The sequence below is a fragment of the candidate division KSB1 bacterium genome, assembly GCA_034506395.1.
Classification (GTDB): domain Bacteria; phylum Zhuqueibacterota; class Zhuqueibacteria; order Thermofontimicrobiales; family Thermofontimicrobiaceae; genus Thermofontimicrobium.
The window spans coordinates 79,928-96,624 of record JAPDPQ010000006.1 but is presented as its reverse complement, the minus strand read 5'-3'; the positions used below and the strand labels follow the sequence as shown (position 1 = coordinate 96,624).

Genomic DNA, 16,697 nt, shown 5'->3' with positions numbered 1-16,697 from the left:
AGCCCATTCGGTCGCATACTACGGTAAAAAAGAATTGACACAGAGAAAATTAAATCAATGAAACCTGTTCTTTTTTGAATACTTGCCCAAATTTGAGGTGCGAAAATTTTCCTTGGTCTTCCATTATTGGACTGGGGAATTATTGAAATTCCGATTTTTTTGATAATTCTGCTCGATTAACTTATGCAAACGTGATTTTGTTACTGCAAGTTTTTGGTGTATCTTACAATCCCCAAACGGGGTAAAATGAATGATCGTAAAATCGAAGTTGAGCAACACAAAGTTGATTTTATTTTAATTGAGATTCTCAGCTTCTCACTTGTTTTTTTTGCTCCATTTTCAGATAGCTGCTCAATTGCCATGCTCAACTTCAGAGATGCAGTTGTATTCTTGGGATTTTTTTATTGTCCCAGGTTTTATCTATATGCAACTTGCAGAAAAATATCTTGGCAAGCAACTTAGCATTGAAGTAACGATCCGAAAAAATTCACAAGATTATAAGTTGATATTTCACATATTCTACTTCGGTATTCTTGAGTTCTTTGCAGATATTTCAATCGTTTTTTGGTCGTTACATTCGATTTTCTTCATCATTGCTTTTTCAGGCATTTTAATATGGCGATTTTATACCGAGGAATTCCTGATGCACCTAGAATTTGGTGAGCAATAGTAAGACTATTGCAAGAAAACATGGCTAATAATTCCATTCGTGTTTTAAAAAGCGAGCTAACAAAGCCTGAACCTGAAGCGTGCGATTCCGCGGCATTTACAGGCATTTCTCTGGCTTCGGGTTTTTCTGCTCTCGAACAGAAACCACGCCCGGCCATACGCAGGTAACGTTTACCTTTAGACAACTGAAGAGAACTTCAGGCCTTTAGAATAATGCGCGATTCGTCCTATTGAAGCCGAGCTCGCAGACCTTTTCTTAGAATTCAATAAGCAAGGAGGTGATGCTTGACAAAACGATTTACGTTTCTCGTTCTAATAACCATTTTAGTTCATTTTCAATAGCCTTCTGCAAAATTACGATTTTAATGTCATTCCGAACGGAGCGCAGTGGAGTGAGGAATCTGAATTTCTCATGCAATCAATTGATTAACAAGATTCCTCGCTTCGGTCGGAATGTTGAGTTTGCATATTTTGTAGAAGTCTACATTTTCAAATGAAGGGAGAAAGATATGAAGATCAAAGGCTGGTTCATCTATTGTGCCATAGTACTGGCTGTTTTTGGCGTTCCCTTTCTGTTGATTCCAAAACCTGCACTATCGTTGTTTGCCGTCACGCTGACAGAAGCTGAGGCTATCATGATGGTCAGGGTTTTTGGCGCAGCGCTGATAGGTCTGGCACTGATTGCCTGGATGACGAGAAACGAGCCTTCTTCCAAAGCACGCCAGGCGATCGTTTTGGGACAATGTGTTGAATCAGCCATAGCTTTCGTAGTGCTTCTGGCAGGAAAACTCAGCGGCATAGGGAGCGCTCTTGGGTGGCTACCGGTATTAATCCATCTATCCATGGCCTTGGGTTTTGGCTATTTCTTGCTGAAAAAGAGCAACTAAGATCAGAAGGAAAATCATTTCCTCTCTGGGACAAGTTCCAGGATTCGAGAAGATTTCCTAATATGCTCGTATAGTGGGCTAGCACTGCTCTCACCAAGGCTAAGTCCTAGGGCGTGCCAATCTGTTCTTGCCCAATATGCGCTTGCAGTCGATGTCTCGTTCCACTGCGCGGCGCAGATGAAGAGCATATAGTCGCAAGTATGGAGGATAGATATGCCGAAGATTGACGACATCACGGGCAAGGGACACGATGTTATCGAGCTGGTTTCCTTGTCCTGGCTTGAAAAGGCGATCACGCCAGGATTCATTCGGGGTGGCGTTTACCTTGTTGCCGGAGAACCTGGAATCGGAAAGACCACGCTCGCGATCCAGGTACTTGGTGAACTGGCAATGCAGGGAGTAAAGGTTCTGTACCTTACCACCGAACAAGGGCTCGGAGATCTTAAACGCGCCGTTATTCGCATTCACGGTGATAGCGCGGGCCAACTCCCAAAGCCCATTCGTGATAACTTCTATCTCGATGACACTATTGAAGACATCGATGCGTTGCCACGTTTTCTTGCGAGACGAATTCTCACGGAAGGAGAGGAATACCATGGTATTCAGGCTCTCGTTGTAGACTCCGTTCAGGGCCGAGGGCTATCGTCATCTGCTACTCAGAAGTATCGTGCATTGTATGAGTTCGCAGAAAACGCCAAGGCACAAGGCCTCGTTTTGATCCTCATCGGCCACGTCACCAAGAAAGGACAGATTGCTGGCCCAAAAGATCTTGAGCACAACGTAGATTGTGTCATGTATATTCGACGGGCGTTCCGTCTGCGACCTTTTTTTGTTCCCAAAAATCGCTTTGGTCCTGCTATGCTCGACCCGCTAGTTCTCATGATGGACGACAGAGGACGGCTAAAAAAATCGCCCCACATGGCAGCGAAGAGTAGTGCCGTGCTTGGTTATGCTGGAATTGGAGAAGAGCTTGCGGAAGGACAAGCTTCCGTCACCCTACCTCGCTATGGGTCTCGGCCCGAACTGAACGCCCCCTTCTTACCTGCTAAGAAGATAAAGCAGCTTCTAAGCATCTTGAGCGCGATCAAGGAGGTGGATCTGACAGATCTTTCCTACGAAATTAACTGTTACGTGCCACGCCAGCAACGCTATCGAGAGGAACTGGATCTGCCTATTGCTATTGCGCTTTTGAGTTCCTATCTCCAGCGCCCAGTCCCCGATAGAGCACTTTTCGTAGGAGAGTTAGATTTGACTCGTCGTATCCGCAGTCCCGAAGATACATACCTAGCGGCGTTGGCCTCGCTTCTCACCGGAGCTCAGAGGGGAAAAATTAAACGTCTCTATATCTCCGATGAATGTGCAAATTCCTTGGGCAGAATGCGTCCCGAGAGCCATGGGCAATCTGTCAAGGAAGTTGTTGAGATCATCGGTGCGAGCGAGCTTGAGCATCTTCTGAAGCAGCTTTGGCCTGACTTATATTTGGAGGTTTAAATCATGCCATCAAAAGCAGTGCCTAGAACAGTGGGCGATTTTATCCTGTATTATTATGCCAAATTGGTGATTGCTCCGTCAGCAGGCGAGACTGGAAATTACCGCTTCATTATGGATCGCTACAAGCGGCTCAAAAGCGGAGAGATTCAAATATCAAGCTACGACCGTGAAATCGAGAAACTCGCTCAACAACCAGGTGTTTGCGTGTTCTGCGGAAAGCAAGGTAAGACTGTTCTTACAGAAGTTGTCCCACGAAAGCTTGGCGGTCCCGTGGGCATCCACAACCTTGTCCATGCATGCCAACGATGCGCTGACTCAAAGGGCGATAAGAACCTTTTAGATTGGTGGTGCAACATTTTAGGGCGCGATATAGAGGACCTGCCGCGCATTCCTGCTGGCCTGTTTCTAAAACTTGCTTATGAAAAGCACTGTGTCGGTTTCGGACTGAGAAGACGCTGTGAGGATATTTGTCATATTTGGCATGGAGACCAGGGAAGTTAGCAGTACCATATCATGATGCCTAATACCAGCAAGCAGGTGAGGGCGCTAAGCGTCGCTACCTATGGAGAGCTTTAGGCCGCTCTCAGAGGTAAATCCGGAGAATGTTGTCAGTTATCGAAATTTATTAGTGTCTCTCTCTCGGATGCAACAGAAATGAAAGAACTTTTGCTTGATCGGCTTAAAGAAATCAAGTCATTGCGCAGCGAAGCCCTTCCCTGACATTCCTTGAAACTTTTGCTATTTTTCAAAAAAAGGATAGATCGATGCCGAAATGAAAAAATATGACAAATCAGAGCAAAAGCAATTTGCAATTTGGGCAGCAGAATGTGCCGAAAGAGTGCTTCCACTATTTGAACGGGCGTACCCCAGAGACGATCGGCCCCGCATTGCCATTGAGGTATGCCGAACTTGGGTTTGCACGGGAATATTCAAGATGGATGAGATACGCACGGCCTCGCTTGCGGCTCACGCCGCTGCCCGCCAAGCTCAGCATGACGGTAACCATGCTGCTTGTTTTGCTGCACGCGCGGCGGGTCAAGCGGTGGCTACATCACACGTCGCTCAACACGCCTTTGGTGCCGCTCTTTACGCTCTTAAGGCGATTGCAGCGGCTCACCCTGATCGAGCTAAGACCAAAGTCGTTGAGGAACATGATTGGCAGGCCAAGAACATCGCTCCAAGTTTAAAGCCAGAGTTTTTAAAAAGGATTATTATCCAAGAACGCAAGAATGGTATTTTTGTTCAGATACTAAAAGATGCTTATTTTTAGAAAATGATTATAGAAAAACGTCAGAAGAATCCGCTCTTGTTAATTTGCCGTTCTACCCGCTTTCGTACTTGACTTGCTCCGCTGCGCTACGGCGAATTAGGTGAAGCACATCTCGCTAGCATGCCTTTGCCGAATAGCACCATGCCAACCAATTTAGGAGATCAAAAATGTCCATACTTAACAAACTCTCTTCACAGGTCGGGGATCGTTCGGAGTACTCTAATCGTAAGGTCGTCATTCAATGCTTGGATGACCCAGATCTACTCGCTGAGGTTGCTGAGGGTCTCAAAAGTAAAGATGCCGCTCTTGTCGGTGATTGCGCTGAAGTGTTGACCCAAGTTGCAGAGCAACATCCCGAGTGGGTAGCACCTTACGCTGAGGCGTTGGCAGCCCTGTTGAACCATAGAGCGACCCGCGTACGCTGGGAGGCCATGCATGCGCTGGCGTTTGTTGCAGCATGTGTTCCCACGCGAATCGCCTCGTTGCTCCCGACACTGGCTGAAAAGGTTCGCGGAGATTCAAGCGTCATCGTCCGCGATTACGCCACAGATGCTATTGCGAACTTTGCAGCAACAGGCAAATCAGCGGCAGAGACAGCCTATCCCTTGCTGAAAGAAGCGCTAACCGTGTGGAATGGCAAACATGCTGGGCATGCCCTGAAAGGATTACTCAATGTAGCCAGACAAATACCTGCGTTGCGCGCTGAACTCATTGCAATAGGCGAAGAGTATTCTCACAGTGTTAAAGGTGTTGTGCGGAAAGCTGCCAAAGATTTGCTCAGGGCTACCGGGCCAGAGATTTTAGGCTAGTAAGATAACCGCTTGCAATCAATATCGCTCAGGTCGCATCCATGGCACCAATGAACGGCAAGTGGCTTGAACTCTTAGACCAAGGAGGAAATTATGAACAAAAGATTCCCAATTCTATCGATGGTTTCGATTTTGCTGAAGGTCTTCGGATGGGTGGTCGTAGTTGCTGGAATTCTCTATGCGGTTTATGAAGGAGTTATCGAGCCGATTCAACCAGGCCATCGTTTCTTTAATGAAGACGCCCTCCAATTAATTTCGGGAGTGATTCTTAGTCTCATTGGACTTTTGACAGTGGCATTTTCAGAAGTGATTGGCGTACTGATTGCGATTGAGGAGAATACGCGGACCACTCGTCAATGACATTTGTCCAACTGTAGTTAACGCTCTCCAATAGCAGTAGCCAGGGGATATCGCTGGGCGTCATCGCTGAATCGCAGCGTTAGCCAAACAATCCGTCTTGTAAATTCATCGCAGATGCAGATAATGATCTATGATAAAACGAATCTTGGTCATCTGGGCAATCGCCAATTTTGCCATCGTGGCTATAGTGTCATGGCTGGTCGGAGGGTGGTATTTGGGCTGGCACATGTCACCTGTGAGTCGGATGGTGGCAGAATTGGTGCTGATTATGGTGCCTAACCTGCTTTTGCCCGGCCTTGTATTGCGGTATTGGTGGCCTGAGCCAGTCAGGAATATCAGGGAATCCTTAGGATGGCGGTGCAATGGTTGGCGTAGCCTGGTAGCAGGTGTTATTGGATTTACGTTTTTCTTTGTGTTGCTAAAAGTGATCGTTCGGTTGGTTGGGGATAGCATTCCATATCACCCGCCTGGATCTACTGGAGAAGGGATTTCCATAATCGAGCCTTCGGATCTTCTAAGAGTCTTGGGCATGCTGCTGGTGCTGCTGGCTTTTCTGATAATCACCGTGGCGGGAGAAGAAACGATGTTTCGGGGCTGGATCCAAACTCAGCTTGCGGGACGCTATGGAGCTTGGATAGGATTGTCGGTGAGCGCTGTGTTATTTGGATTGCGCCACTTACCAGCCGACATATTCTACGCGCAAATATGGCAGGCCACGCCGAATATGTGGTTATCGCGTCAGCTTCAGCTATATATTGGGGCGATTTGTTTAGGATTGGCTCGCCTTTATGGCAAAAGCACTTATGCTTCAGCGATGATGCACGCATTGATTTTTCTTGTGGCACTTTTGGGATTGGGATAGCGAGACCCCTATCGCAACTGAAATGCTGCCAATTCAGTCAGGCTTAGAAGCGAGTGTGGTGGATTGGTGGGTGGTCTCATTGTGGTATAGGTCTAATGAGGGCCGTAGGATTGCTAATCTGGCTTGTTTGTTGTGAGAAGAAATTTGCAATCGAAGTTTCGGAATCAAATTCAACGAATGAGAAAGTCCCAAAATTGGACACAAGGACTGGCTGATTAGGAAAGGTTGCTCTGTTATGACATTCCTTCTCGAATTTTATCGTCACCTCTGCAAGGCCTTAGAATGTTTGCCCTATGAGTATAAATCACAAAAAAAATTCTTGGGCATACCGTTGCTATCTATCAATCTGGGTTTTGATAATCCCGAGGGAGTCATGCGTCATGCGCGAGGGATTGTTTCGATCGGGAATAAAGCCACGGGTGTCTTTGCGCTTGGTATTTTTGTCGCTCGCGGGGTTGTGATACTCGCTCCCCTCGCATTAGGGATTGCATCCGTTAGCATGGTCAGTTTCGCTCTGATTTCAGTGAGCGTTATCGGAATTGGCCTCGTATCGGTATCCGTTTTTGCATTCGGATATTTGGCAGTTGGAATTATAGCAATAGGATACAAGAGCATCGGCATTCTTGCTTTTGGGAAGGATGCGGTCGGAATTATTGCAATAGGGCAGAAGGTTCGATCATTTTTTTCAATTTAAGGTCTAATGGAACGGAAGGGCACTTTCATGATGGGCGCTATTGCTCCTAAAATCGCAATTTTTGCACAGCCAAGCTTCGTATTTTCTGTTCAGACCAAGTGTAGATATTCAGAATTTCACGGGAGATTTTTACGCTGTCCGTTCGATCAAGAGAAGATTATACTCAAGCCTTCTTTGCAGCTTTCATTAATTTTGACAATTATGCCCGATCGCTTAGAACGCATAGTGTTTGTTTGAGCTGTCCACCCATAATCAGTAGTTTTTTGGCAGAATGGATCACCAGAATGAAAATGATGGAAAAACCAGCTTCATCGCAAGCAATGATAAAGTAAGGTCTACGAGGTATACCACTGCTTTGATTCAGCACCAAATCATCTCTATTGCGTTAACTCGAAAAATTGAGGACAACCAGATGAGGGGGACGTTTGGCTATTCAATCAACTAAAAGCAAACAAGGAGGGAAAATAATGACTTGCCATTGCTGGTGGTTCGGCATTAATAATGCGGACAAACCAAAACGCAATGCTCATATTATTTTTAAAGACATCCAAAAGTTGTTTACTGGTGAGATCGATGAGTTTGAATGGCCTTATCATAAAAATGCAAAGAAATGTTATGAATTGATGCGAATGAATGACAAGGTTCTGTTTTGGATGGGAGACGGTGGCCCGTACAAAGAATGGGGTATATTAGGAACTGGATTCATAAGCGAAATTAGAGGCGGAGACACGTCTTGCCGCAGTTATATTCTTAAAATGAGTTTCGTTCCTGAACAGCCGCTGAGACCCTATCCGAGCAAAGAATGTCAAGAAACTGAGGAAACTAACTTTCTAAAAGAAGTTTTTGGCGTATCGTTTCCTCCTCTGGGGAAGACATTTAATAATTTAGGGTATAATACAACCCGCCAGGTAATCACTATTGCGGAAATTAGCATTGAACAATATGAACAGGTATTAAAACGGCTTCAGGGATTTTCTACCCAGAACCCTGAGCCCTTATTACCAGAGGAAATACCAGAAAGTGACTCGGCAATTTATGAAGGAGCAAAGCAGAAGATCACGGTGAATGGTTATGAGCGCGATCCTAAAGCACGTCGGATTTGCATTGCTCATTATGGCGATTCTTGTACAGTGTGTGGCTTTAGTTTTTACAAAAATTATGGCGAGGTCGGACGTGGTTTTATCGAAGTTCATCATGTAACACCATTATCAAAAATCGGGCAGAATTACCAAATTGATCCCATTCAAGATCTGCGTCCAGTATGTCCAAATTGTCACGCGATGTTGCATCGCCGCAACCCACCTTTTAGCATAGAAGAAATCAGGCAATTTTTAAACAAGTGAAATTATCAGACATTCTTCAATTTTATCTTTTGTTCCGATCTAATGATGTTGTTGTTCACGGCAATAGATGGTAAGCAAAAATGTTATGGTTTTGAGATGCTCCACTATAAAAATAGCATGGAGGCTCGAAAGAAGATCTTTGTCATTCATGACATTCATCTCCCTTCTAACCTCAATTGCTGATGCTTGCTGCGATTTGATCTGAAGAAAAAATCATCCCGAGCTGTAATTCGTTTAGGGGATCCCAAAATAAGAGGATATCGATGCCAGTTCGGCTCAATGCTACGCAGGATCCGGACTCACAAACCTGATAACTCCACTTCCCTAAGTCATAAGGAAGCTGAATACGAACACAATTTGAAGGGAGAGAACGATGAAAACAAAAGCAATGTGGCTCATGGGATTGATTCTCCTGGCCGCCGCGATACTATCATCTGCCCAGGACAAAGCCGATTTGATCCTGTTCAATGGCAAAGTCATTACCGTCGATGCTCAGGATAATATTTTCCAGGCGGTGGCGATTAAAGGCGATAAAATTCTGGCTGTGGGGACTGATCTTGAGATCAAGCCACTGGCCGGATCGCCATGCAAAATGATCGATCTAAAAGGCAAAACCGTAACGCCAGGGTTGATCGATTCGCATTATCATTTGATGTATTATGGCGCGCAGTTCTGGCCCGGTTTTCTGAATATCCGTCATCCAGTAGTCACCTGCAAGGCGGATTTGCTGCGGGTTGTGGGCGATTATGCCCGGCAATTAAATCCGGGGGATTGGATTTCCGCCAATCAGGGATTTACGTTGAAAGCATTTGAAACGATCGATCGCTGGGATATTGATTCCGTGGCTCCACTCAATCCCGCCTACCTTCGCCATAGCAGTGGACAGTATGCGGTGGTGAACTCTTTGGCGCTGCAGATTGCCGGGATCGATAGCAGCACCGCGAACCCGCCCTGCAGTCGAATCGTGAAGGATGAGAACGGTCAACCCACCGGGATTTTGTCTCACTACCCAGCAGAAAATTTGGTTGCCGAGCATGCCCCGGGCTATGGCGATCGCAGCGAAACGCAAAAGTTTGAAGATATCGAACTGGCGCAACAGCTTTGCTTTCAAGCTGGATATACAGCTATTCAAGATGTCATCGTTGGTAGCATTAAGGATATCATGGCTTACAAGCACTTTGCCGAGGATGGTCGGCTCAAAGCTCGCGTTTATGCGCTGTTGTACGTGGACTACGAACAGGAAGCCGATACGCTGGCCAAATCGCTCCAACCCATTCGGTCAGGTCGCTTTCGGTTCGGCGGCTGGAAACTGGCCATGGATGGCGGGGTTGCGGCACGTTCGACGTTGTTCTATGACAAAACCCTATATGCTGCGACCAACTCCTATCCGTATCACCCGCAAGATGAGCTGAATCGAATGGTAAAGCGATTGCACGACACCGGATTGCAGGTAGCGGTTCATGTGCTGGGGGATGAGGGCATTGACATGACGCTCACCGCATTTGAACAGGCCATGCAAGCCAATCCCAGATCCGATCCGCGCCATCGGATCGAGCATGGCTTGTTCCCAACAACCGCAGCACTCCAGCGCATTAGCAACGATGGCATCATCATCTCGACACAGCCGCAATGGATCACCTGGTATGCTGATGGCTGGACGCAGGCCACCAACCAGACGATCATGAATCAAATGTTGCCGTTCAAGACGATGCTCGATATGGGGATTCATCTGGCCTTTGGCTGCGATGTGCCCGCTTCGCCCTATCAAGAGCCCAAATGGGCTTTCAAAGGCGCGGTATTGCGACGCACCAATACAGGTGTTACGTTGAGCCAGAGCGAGCGACTGACAACCAGGGAGGCGTTGCGCGCTCACACCATGGGATCAGCTTATGCCAGTTTCTCTGAAGATTCCACCGGCTCCCTGGAAGTGGGCAAATATGCTGACCTAGTGATCTGGTCCCATGATCTATACACCATGACCGGCGAGCAAACCAACGACCTGGCCGCGGAAATGACCATTGTCGGCGGCGAGATTGTCTGGGATGATGGCAAAAATCCGGTCATTGTTGTCTCAGTTGATGATCATGACAATCGCATCCCGATGGATTTGCAGCTCGCCCAGAATTATCCCAATCCATTCAATCCAGGGACGACCATTCAATTCCAGATACCAGCAGCCGCAGAGGTTGAATTGAGGATTTACAACATGCTGGGTGAAAACGTCAGGATTTTGCTGAAGGAAAGCTGTGGTGCTGGTCTCCATTCGATCCAGTGGGATGGTTGTGACGATGCTGGCAAGCCGCTTGCGAGCGGGGTTTATTGGTACTTGATTAAATATCAGGATCATGTCCAGGCCAAGAAGCTTCTCTTGCTTAAATAATACCTGATGATCTCGCTTTGCCATATAATGTACCAATGCATGGTGCTGGCTCGGCGGGTGGAATATGAATTTTTGGATGCTATTTCTTGTCGAAAAATTTTATTTTTACCTGCCGAGCCGAATAGGCTATGGGTAGGCTGTTGCAGAACATCGAATTTTAGGGCAATTTTATGAATTCATGAATATTTTGCCATTGGGCAATAAGCAGGAAACATTGTGGCAAATAACTAAACTGGGAAACAAATTCTCATCTCAATCGTTAAAGCCGAAAAGCATTTGTTTTTAAAATTGCAACATTAGCTTGAAGTAGGGCCAAAGAAGCGCTGCCTCTAAAAATATAAGCACCCAATCTGCCCAAGAATAGTTATTCAACTTGGGTTTTATGGCCTGGGTTGTATTAAGCTCGGATGAGTTCGCTGGCCCGCAAGCAGATGATACGCGGCCATAAGCCAGATAGAAAAAAATAAGCAATCGAGGTCCACGGATGCAGCGATATTTGAGCAAAATCAATCACAAAAAAATATTTGACTACCTCATTCAATTGCTGATCGTTTTCGCAGGCGTATATGCTGCATTTTTGTTGGATGATGTAAAAACTCAACAACGGAATCAACGAAAGAGGATTCAAATTTATCAAAGCCTGCTGAAGCAGGCAGAGCAAGATTCGATAGAAATGTCCGAAGCCTTTTCGATGCTGGATAGTGTCGTTATTACACCATATTTGACCGCGCATGAGAAAGGCTTGATGCCTACGTTGAAGCCAATATTCCTTGGGAGTGCTTCGTATAGTACCAGAACCTGGGAAGCTATTTTGGCAACTGGGGGATTGGATGTATTGGATTTGAAATTAATTGAGGATATGGAAGCCTATTATCTTCAGGTTCATAATTTGATTGATCGAATGAAGAAGATGGAAATGTTATGTATTCAACAATTGCTTCCAAATTTCAATAAGGAAAAAATCGAGTTCTATGATTTGAAAACCAAAAAATTGAATGAAAAATACAAGTGGTACATGCAATCGCTAGAGTTAATACAGGAAATATCCAAAGCCCTTTTGGAGGAAAATGATAAATTATTGAGAAGTTTAAGATCCCAATTAAAATAGGAAAGTTATTAAGAGTCATGGCAGACCAACCACAGGCTGCGCCAGGTGGCGAATATGCCATGCAAATTTAAAATAAGAATACTGCCTGAGGCAGTTCGGTTCAGCGATGTTCTATGCTTCAAATCGTGGTTCCAAAATGGTAGGAACTTTGGACCGACATAACATTTCTAATCTATTGGAGGAATCGAATGATGACTGCTTTAATAAAATTACCATCCCTGCGGGCCTTTGCTGCCCACGTTGCTGTGACCTGCTCCATTTTGGGGCTTATGCTATTGACCACCACTGTTAAAAGTTACGCCGGTGTGCCGACGTCTGCGATGAGCGACTCATCCGATGAAGCTAGTATTCGTTCTATCATCGCCAGTCAGGTTGTCGCGTGGAATGCTGGCGATGCTAAAGCCTTTTCTGCAAGCTTTGCCGAGGACGGCAGCTTTACGAATATCCGTGGCACCGTCGCCTATGGACGCCGTGCGTTCGAAAACCGACATGCCGAGATCTTCCAGACGATCTTCAAAGGAAGCAAACTCACGATGTCACCGACCAGGATCCGCTTCGTGCGGCCAGATGTTGCCATCGTCGATATCGACACTGAACTGAGAGACATCGCTGGTGTCCCGCCAGGCGTTAAGGTTATGGCTGATGGTCGCATCCGCACCCGGCTGCAGGAGGTCTTAGTCAAAAACAATGGCACGTGGCTAATTGAGTCTTATCACAATGTCGATGTCAAGGAACCTTAAGCACAAATTGCCGGCGCATTTTTCAGGAGACGACCCAACGCTGCTTCGGGCTTGTTGGGTTCGGCTTCATTTCGACATGGAGAGCGCAGAAGACGAGTGCCCAGCCAAAAAACTCTTGCTCCATTGTTGATCTAATTGTTGTCGTTATAGCAATGGTGCTGTTTCTATTCGACAGCGGGAACTACTTTGCGGTCAGTAGGATTGGTGTTCCTGGGCTGGTGAGCTTCTCGATTTCAATATGAAAATCGCTGACCCACTCTGCTCTGCCTGATCACCGGTTGCCGTCGAGAAGCTAACGATGTTTTTTGCCGATAAATTTAACGGTTAGGGCCATCATTAATTGAGGCTTGCATGGTGACAATTAATTCTAAATCTATTCTGTCGCTGCCCGCATTTTTTGAAGACCGAAATATGCTGCTTTGAATTTTGTCATAGGAGCTATTGATGAACCTGAAAAATCAGATCAACAAAGCAGGTGATAATGCAGCAGCGCTGGAGCAGATTTATCGGCAAGCTCTTGCGGCTGGGAACGAGGCCAGCTTCAAAGAAGCGATCGGGCAATGTGCCACTGAACATCCGGAGAACGTGCTATTCCAGGCTTTGGCTTATCGACTGGATATTCTGCCACTGCCGCCTCTGGTGAGTGGAGTGGAGTCACAACATGCAAGCCACGGTCCTGCGCAACGCTGGTGGATCGCCGTTGCCACGAGTATGATTTTGGGCGTCCTTTTTGCAATATTTGCCGGCAATCGGCCACCAGTTCCAATTCCAGGTCAGGCAAATCCGCTGTTCTGGATTGGTTGGAGCCCATTGACCGCACTGGGCATCCTTTTTTATCTGGCTTTGGTCGATCGAATAAAATGGCGGCCCTATGGATATGCAGCTCTGGTAATCATTCCGCTCGCACTTTACATTGCAGCGACGGTCTGGGGCAGAACGGACGACATCGCAAGTTTAAATGCACTCCATCTTCCATTTGTGGTATGGGCAATCGTAGGATTTGCCCTGGCCCTGCGCTATCCTGATCCCGCCAGGCAATACTACGCCTATTTGGTAAAATCCGTGGAGACCGTTCTGGTCGGCGGCATCTATTTCGGTACTGGCGCCATCTTTTTGGTCTTGACCTATGGCATCTTTGCTGCGTTGGGAATTCATCTTGCTGAAGATAAGCTTCAAGTCGTTGCGGCTTGGGGCATTGGGGCCATTCCGATGCTGGCGTTAGCTAGCGTCTATGACCCGAAGGTTGCGCCAGTAGCGCAAGATTGGGCCTCAGGTCTCACCCGGATCCTCAGAATTGTCACGCACTTTATCCTACCGCTGGCGATTGCCGTTCTATCCATTTATGTCTTCTGGTTTGTTCCCGCTTACTTCTGGAGACCGTTTCAGGAGCGAGAGGTCTTGATCGTTTATAACGCAACCATCCTAGCCATTCTGGTTCTCTTGACCATCGTCGTATCAGCCCCAATGGATGAACGATCTCCGCGCCAGAATATCATCTTGCGCTATGGCCTGCTTGCATTGCTGGGATTAAGTTTGCTTCTCAATGTCTATGCGCTGGCGGCGATGGTGAGCCGTACCTTTCAGTTCGGTCTAACGCCGAACCGTTACGCGGTCCTCGGCTGGAACCTAGTGACTTTGCTCATGCTAACAGTGATCGGGATCCGGCAGTGGCGATGTCGATCGCAGCAATGGATTTTCATCATCCGCGAATCCATTGCCGGTGTCTCCATCATGGCGGTTCTTTGGGCAGTGTGGGTGCTAATTGGGCTGCCGCTATCGTTCAAATAACGGCGATCGAATTGTTGTAATAGCCGCCAGTTGAGAGCTATATTGAACTATGCGGATGCGTAAATCGAATGCAGGCAGGAATTGCAGCTTGTTTTCATTTTATAATTTGGTTAATTGAGTGTCTTAATAGCTTAGTGCTAAATGACGGCGGTCATATTTAGTTTCCGCTGCAAAAAAGGAAATCAAAAGAAACGATGTCATTCCTGCGAATGCAGGGATCTTTTTAACTGATGCTTAAGTCAACCAAAAAATGAGATGCCTGCATTCGCAGGCATGACAATTTATCCTGTTTTAAAAATTTTGCAATACAAACTAGTTATAGCGTACCAGATAGCGCTATTAAGAGCGACCTCGATTTAGGGGAGGCGCTTGGAAGCCTTTTACGGATCACCAGAAGCGGTAAGATGCCCAGTTATCTGTGCATTTGGCACTATAAGATTTTTATGTTTTGAGCATTTTCGGTAGTTATTATGAAATGATAATGTGGAAGAAAGTCGACATATTCTTGCTAATCCTATTGCTCAGCAACATTGCCAAAGCACAAAATAATCCCGGACTCGATTATTTCAGTCAGGGCATATCAGTGAAATTCGGCTATGGTTATCATGCGGTTCAGGATGAATTCATTTCTAAAGAAAAATATTCAGGAAATTCATCCTGGCTCAGCATTGACTGGTCTAAAATCCATGGCGCAACAGGATTTCATTTATGGCTCGACGTTGTGAACTCTGCCAACATTACCAATTATAGCATCTCGGCCCAATTGACTACGTTTGAAATGAGCGTGGCGTATCTTTATCAGATTGGCAAGGTGACTTTATTCGATAAGCCATTCAATATCTTAGCAGGTCCGGCACCAGAATTCTTTTGTTATTATCGAGCACAAAATATCGCGCGCGGAGGGGCCGCAATTCTAGATGCGTTTTCGCTGGCTGGCTTGCTTTCCTTATCGCTTCGTCTCAATTTCATCTATCCTATTCAAAACCGTCTTCGCTTGGAATCTTCCATACAATCCAATGTGATTTCATTAGCAGGAAAGTTTATCGATCCCAGGGACAAGGACGATTCATTTTTGAAGGTTTTAACTTTGTTGAAAGCATTGAATGTGGCAAACGATATATCTGTTAGTTATTGCTTATCCCATCGACTGGCGTTTGAAGGCGGCTACAAATTTACTTTATTGAGAATTAAAGCATGGGATGATTTGCTTGCTGCAAGCGATATCGTCTATTTTGGCGTCATGCTTCGACTATGAACACAAAAGGTGAGACATTTTTTGCTTTATTGATAATTGCTTTGTTTGTTATGGGCTGCAGTGACCTCGTAGTAAACGAGCCAAATGTTGCTCAGAATGTGAGGGAGTTCGAGTCAGCCTGGATAATTGCCAAAAAGTACTATCCATTTTTCGAATTTAAAAGAATGAATTGGGATAGCCTTTATTTTGTTTTTCAGCCAGCCGCATCCCAGGCGAGAGGTGATGAGATCTACTTCGTTTTATATGATCTATTTGCAATGTTAAAAGATGGTCACGTAGAGATTCATACCGAAGGGGGATTTCCTATTCCAACTTATCTTCCTCCAAGATTTCGTGATCAGGAAAGCTATAGTCCCGAAGTGGTGAGACGATATTTTCATCATCCATTGAAAATTGTCGGCGAAAACAAGATCGAGTATGAATTGATCGATCATACAATTGGCTATATTCGTATCACGACCTTTGTCGAGGGCGATTGGATAAGGGATGTCGATCGAGTGTTGCGGTATTTCGAGCATACCACTGGCCTGATTATCGATATCAGAAACAATAATGGAGGCAGCAGCTTAACGTATGAGTACGTACTCGCCCGCTTGATCACAGAACCAGTCTTGGAGACCTGGTATTTTCAAAATGGGACCAAGCAGTCATGGTCGATTCAACCAGCCAGAGATTTCAATTATCGAGAAAGAATAATGATTTTGATCAATGGGGCCAGCTTTAGTGCTGCAGAGATATTCGTTGAATTGATACGGCAATCGCCCAATGTGACCGTTGTTGGGGATACCTCTGGCGGCGGCGGAGGAAGCAGTGAGGTTTTTCATTTGCCAAGTGGAAAAAGATTGAAGCTTCCCATCAAATATTTCAAAAGAGTGGACGGTGAAATGGTGGAATGGAACGGTGTCATTCCCGACATAGTTGTAGAGCAAACTGAAACAGAAAGAGAGCAGAATCGCGACAAACAATTGGAACGCGCAATCCAATTGCTTAAAAATAATCCCTAAGATCGATGAATTGAGAGGCAACGATTCGAAATCGATA

At 45.9% G+C, this 16,697-nt stretch carries 15 protein-coding genes; all 15 read left to right on the top strand.

Going from position 1 to position 16,697, the window contains the following annotated elements:
• The first annotated feature begins 1,178 nt into the window (after positions 1 to 1,178).
• Positions 1,179 to 1,556 carry a hypothetical protein gene (locus ONB37_05925; GenBank protein ID MDZ7399688.1) on the top strand — a complete coding sequence of 126 codons (378 nt, stop codon included), beginning with the start codon at positions 1,179 to 1,181 and terminating at the stop codon, positions 1,554 to 1,556.
• 213 nt (positions 1,557 to 1,769) lie between these two features.
• Positions 1,770 to 3,047: an AAA family ATPase gene (locus tag ONB37_05920; protein ID MDZ7399687.1), complete on the top strand. Its 1,278-nt coding sequence runs from the start codon at positions 1,770 to 1,772 to the stop codon at positions 3,045 to 3,047.
• Positions 3,048 to 3,050: 3 nt separating this feature from the next.
• Positions 3,051 to 3,548 carry an HNH endonuclease gene (locus ONB37_05915; protein ID MDZ7399686.1) on the top strand — a complete coding sequence of 166 codons (498 nt, stop codon included), beginning with the start codon at positions 3,051 to 3,053 and terminating at the stop codon, positions 3,546 to 3,548.
• A gap of 271 nt (positions 3,549 to 3,819) precedes the next feature.
• Entirely contained in the window at positions 3,820 to 4,317 is a 498-nt protein-coding gene (locus tag ONB37_05910; GenBank protein MDZ7399685.1) for a hypothetical protein, read from the top strand.
• 167 nt (positions 4,318 to 4,484) lie between these two features.
• Positions 4,485 to 5,126 carry a hypothetical protein gene (locus ONB37_05905; protein ID MDZ7399684.1) on the top strand — a complete coding sequence of 214 codons (642 nt, stop codon included), beginning with the start codon at positions 4,485 to 4,487 and terminating at the stop codon, positions 5,124 to 5,126.
• 93 nt (positions 5,127 to 5,219) lie between these two features.
• Positions 5,220 to 5,486 (top strand): hypothetical protein, encoded by a 267-nt coding sequence (locus ONB37_05900; GenBank protein ID MDZ7399683.1) that lies wholly within the window; start codon positions 5,220 to 5,222, stop codon positions 5,484 to 5,486.
• A 130-nt stretch (positions 5,487 to 5,616) separates the two neighbouring features.
• The gene (locus ONB37_05895; GenBank protein ID MDZ7399682.1) at positions 5,617 to 6,348 is read left to right on the top strand and encodes a CPBP family intramembrane metalloprotease; all 732 of its coding nucleotides are present in this window, start codon (positions 5,617 to 5,619) and stop codon (positions 6,346 to 6,348) included.
• Positions 6,349 to 6,721: 373 nt separating this feature from the next.
• Positions 6,722 to 7,042, top strand: coding sequence for a hypothetical protein (locus ONB37_05890; GenBank protein MDZ7399681.1), 321 nt, complete (start codon positions 6,722 to 6,724; stop codon positions 7,040 to 7,042).
• 425 nt (positions 7,043 to 7,467) lie between these two features.
• On the top strand, positions 7,468 to 8,385 hold the full coding sequence (locus tag ONB37_05885) for an HNH endonuclease (protein MDZ7399680.1): 918 nt from the start codon (positions 7,468 to 7,470) through the stop codon (positions 8,383 to 8,385).
• A gap of 373 nt (positions 8,386 to 8,758) precedes the next feature.
• Positions 8,759 to 10,765 carry an amidohydrolase family protein gene (locus ONB37_05880; GenBank protein MDZ7399679.1) on the top strand — a complete coding sequence of 669 codons (2,007 nt, stop codon included), beginning with the start codon at positions 8,759 to 8,761 and terminating at the stop codon, positions 10,763 to 10,765.
• 484 nt (positions 10,766 to 11,249) lie between these two features.
• Positions 11,250 to 11,873 (top strand): hypothetical protein, encoded by a 624-nt coding sequence (locus ONB37_05875; GenBank protein ID MDZ7399678.1) that lies wholly within the window; start codon positions 11,250 to 11,252, stop codon positions 11,871 to 11,873.
• A gap of 188 nt (positions 11,874 to 12,061) precedes the next feature.
• Positions 12,062 to 12,613 carry an SgcJ/EcaC family oxidoreductase gene (locus ONB37_05870; protein ID MDZ7399677.1) on the top strand — a complete coding sequence of 184 codons (552 nt, stop codon included), beginning with the start codon at positions 12,062 to 12,064 and terminating at the stop codon, positions 12,611 to 12,613.
• 444 nt (positions 12,614 to 13,057) lie between these two features.
• The gene (locus ONB37_05865; GenBank protein ID MDZ7399676.1) at positions 13,058 to 14,401 is read left to right on the top strand and encodes a hypothetical protein; all 1,344 of its coding nucleotides are present in this window, start codon (positions 13,058 to 13,060) and stop codon (positions 14,399 to 14,401) included.
• Positions 14,402 to 14,882: 481 nt separating this feature from the next.
• A complete protein-coding gene (locus ONB37_05860; GenBank protein MDZ7399675.1) occupies positions 14,883 to 15,656 on the top strand; it encodes a hypothetical protein in 774 nt (257 codons plus the stop codon).
• A gap of 164 nt (positions 15,657 to 15,820) precedes the next feature.
• On the top strand, positions 15,821 to 16,660 hold the full coding sequence (locus ONB37_05855; protein ID MDZ7399674.1) for a S41 family peptidase: 840 nt from the start codon (positions 15,821 to 15,823) through the stop codon (positions 16,658 to 16,660).
• The last annotated feature ends 37 nt before the right edge of the window (positions 16,661 to 16,697 follow it).

Coding starts and splice junctions, on each gene's coding strand:
- ONB37_05925 (MDZ7399688.1), top strand. CDS start 1,179: ATGAAGATCAAAGGCTGGTTCATCTATTGTGCCATAGTACTGGCTGTT.
- ONB37_05920 (MDZ7399687.1), top strand. CDS start 1,770: ATGCCGAAGATTGACGACATCACGGGCAAGGGACACGATGTTATCGAG.
- ONB37_05915 (MDZ7399686.1), top strand. CDS start 3,051: ATGCCATCAAAAGCAGTGCCTAGAACAGTGGGCGATTTTATCCTGTAT.
- ONB37_05910 (MDZ7399685.1), top strand. CDS start 3,820: ATGAAAAAATATGACAAATCAGAGCAAAAGCAATTTGCAATTTGGGCA.
- ONB37_05905 (MDZ7399684.1), top strand. CDS start 4,485: ATGTCCATACTTAACAAACTCTCTTCACAGGTCGGGGATCGTTCGGAG.
- ONB37_05900 (MDZ7399683.1), top strand. CDS start 5,220: ATGAACAAAAGATTCCCAATTCTATCGATGGTTTCGATTTTGCTGAAG.
- ONB37_05895 (MDZ7399682.1), top strand. CDS start 5,617: ATGATAAAACGAATCTTGGTCATCTGGGCAATCGCCAATTTTGCCATC.
- ONB37_05890 (MDZ7399681.1), top strand. CDS start 6,722: ATGCGTCATGCGCGAGGGATTGTTTCGATCGGGAATAAAGCCACGGGT.
- ONB37_05880 (MDZ7399679.1), top strand. CDS start 8,759: ATGAAAACAAAAGCAATGTGGCTCATGGGATTGATTCTCCTGGCCGCC.
- ONB37_05875 (MDZ7399678.1), top strand. CDS start 11,250: ATGCAGCGATATTTGAGCAAAATCAATCACAAAAAAATATTTGACTAC.
- ONB37_05870 (MDZ7399677.1), top strand. CDS start 12,062: ATGATGACTGCTTTAATAAAATTACCATCCCTGCGGGCCTTTGCTGCC.
- ONB37_05865 (MDZ7399676.1), top strand. CDS start 13,058: ATGAACCTGAAAAATCAGATCAACAAAGCAGGTGATAATGCAGCAGCG.
- ONB37_05860 (MDZ7399675.1), top strand. CDS start 14,883: ATGTGGAAGAAAGTCGACATATTCTTGCTAATCCTATTGCTCAGCAAC.
- ONB37_05855 (MDZ7399674.1), top strand. CDS start 15,821: ATGAATTGGGATAGCCTTTATTTTGTTTTTCAGCCAGCCGCATCCCAG.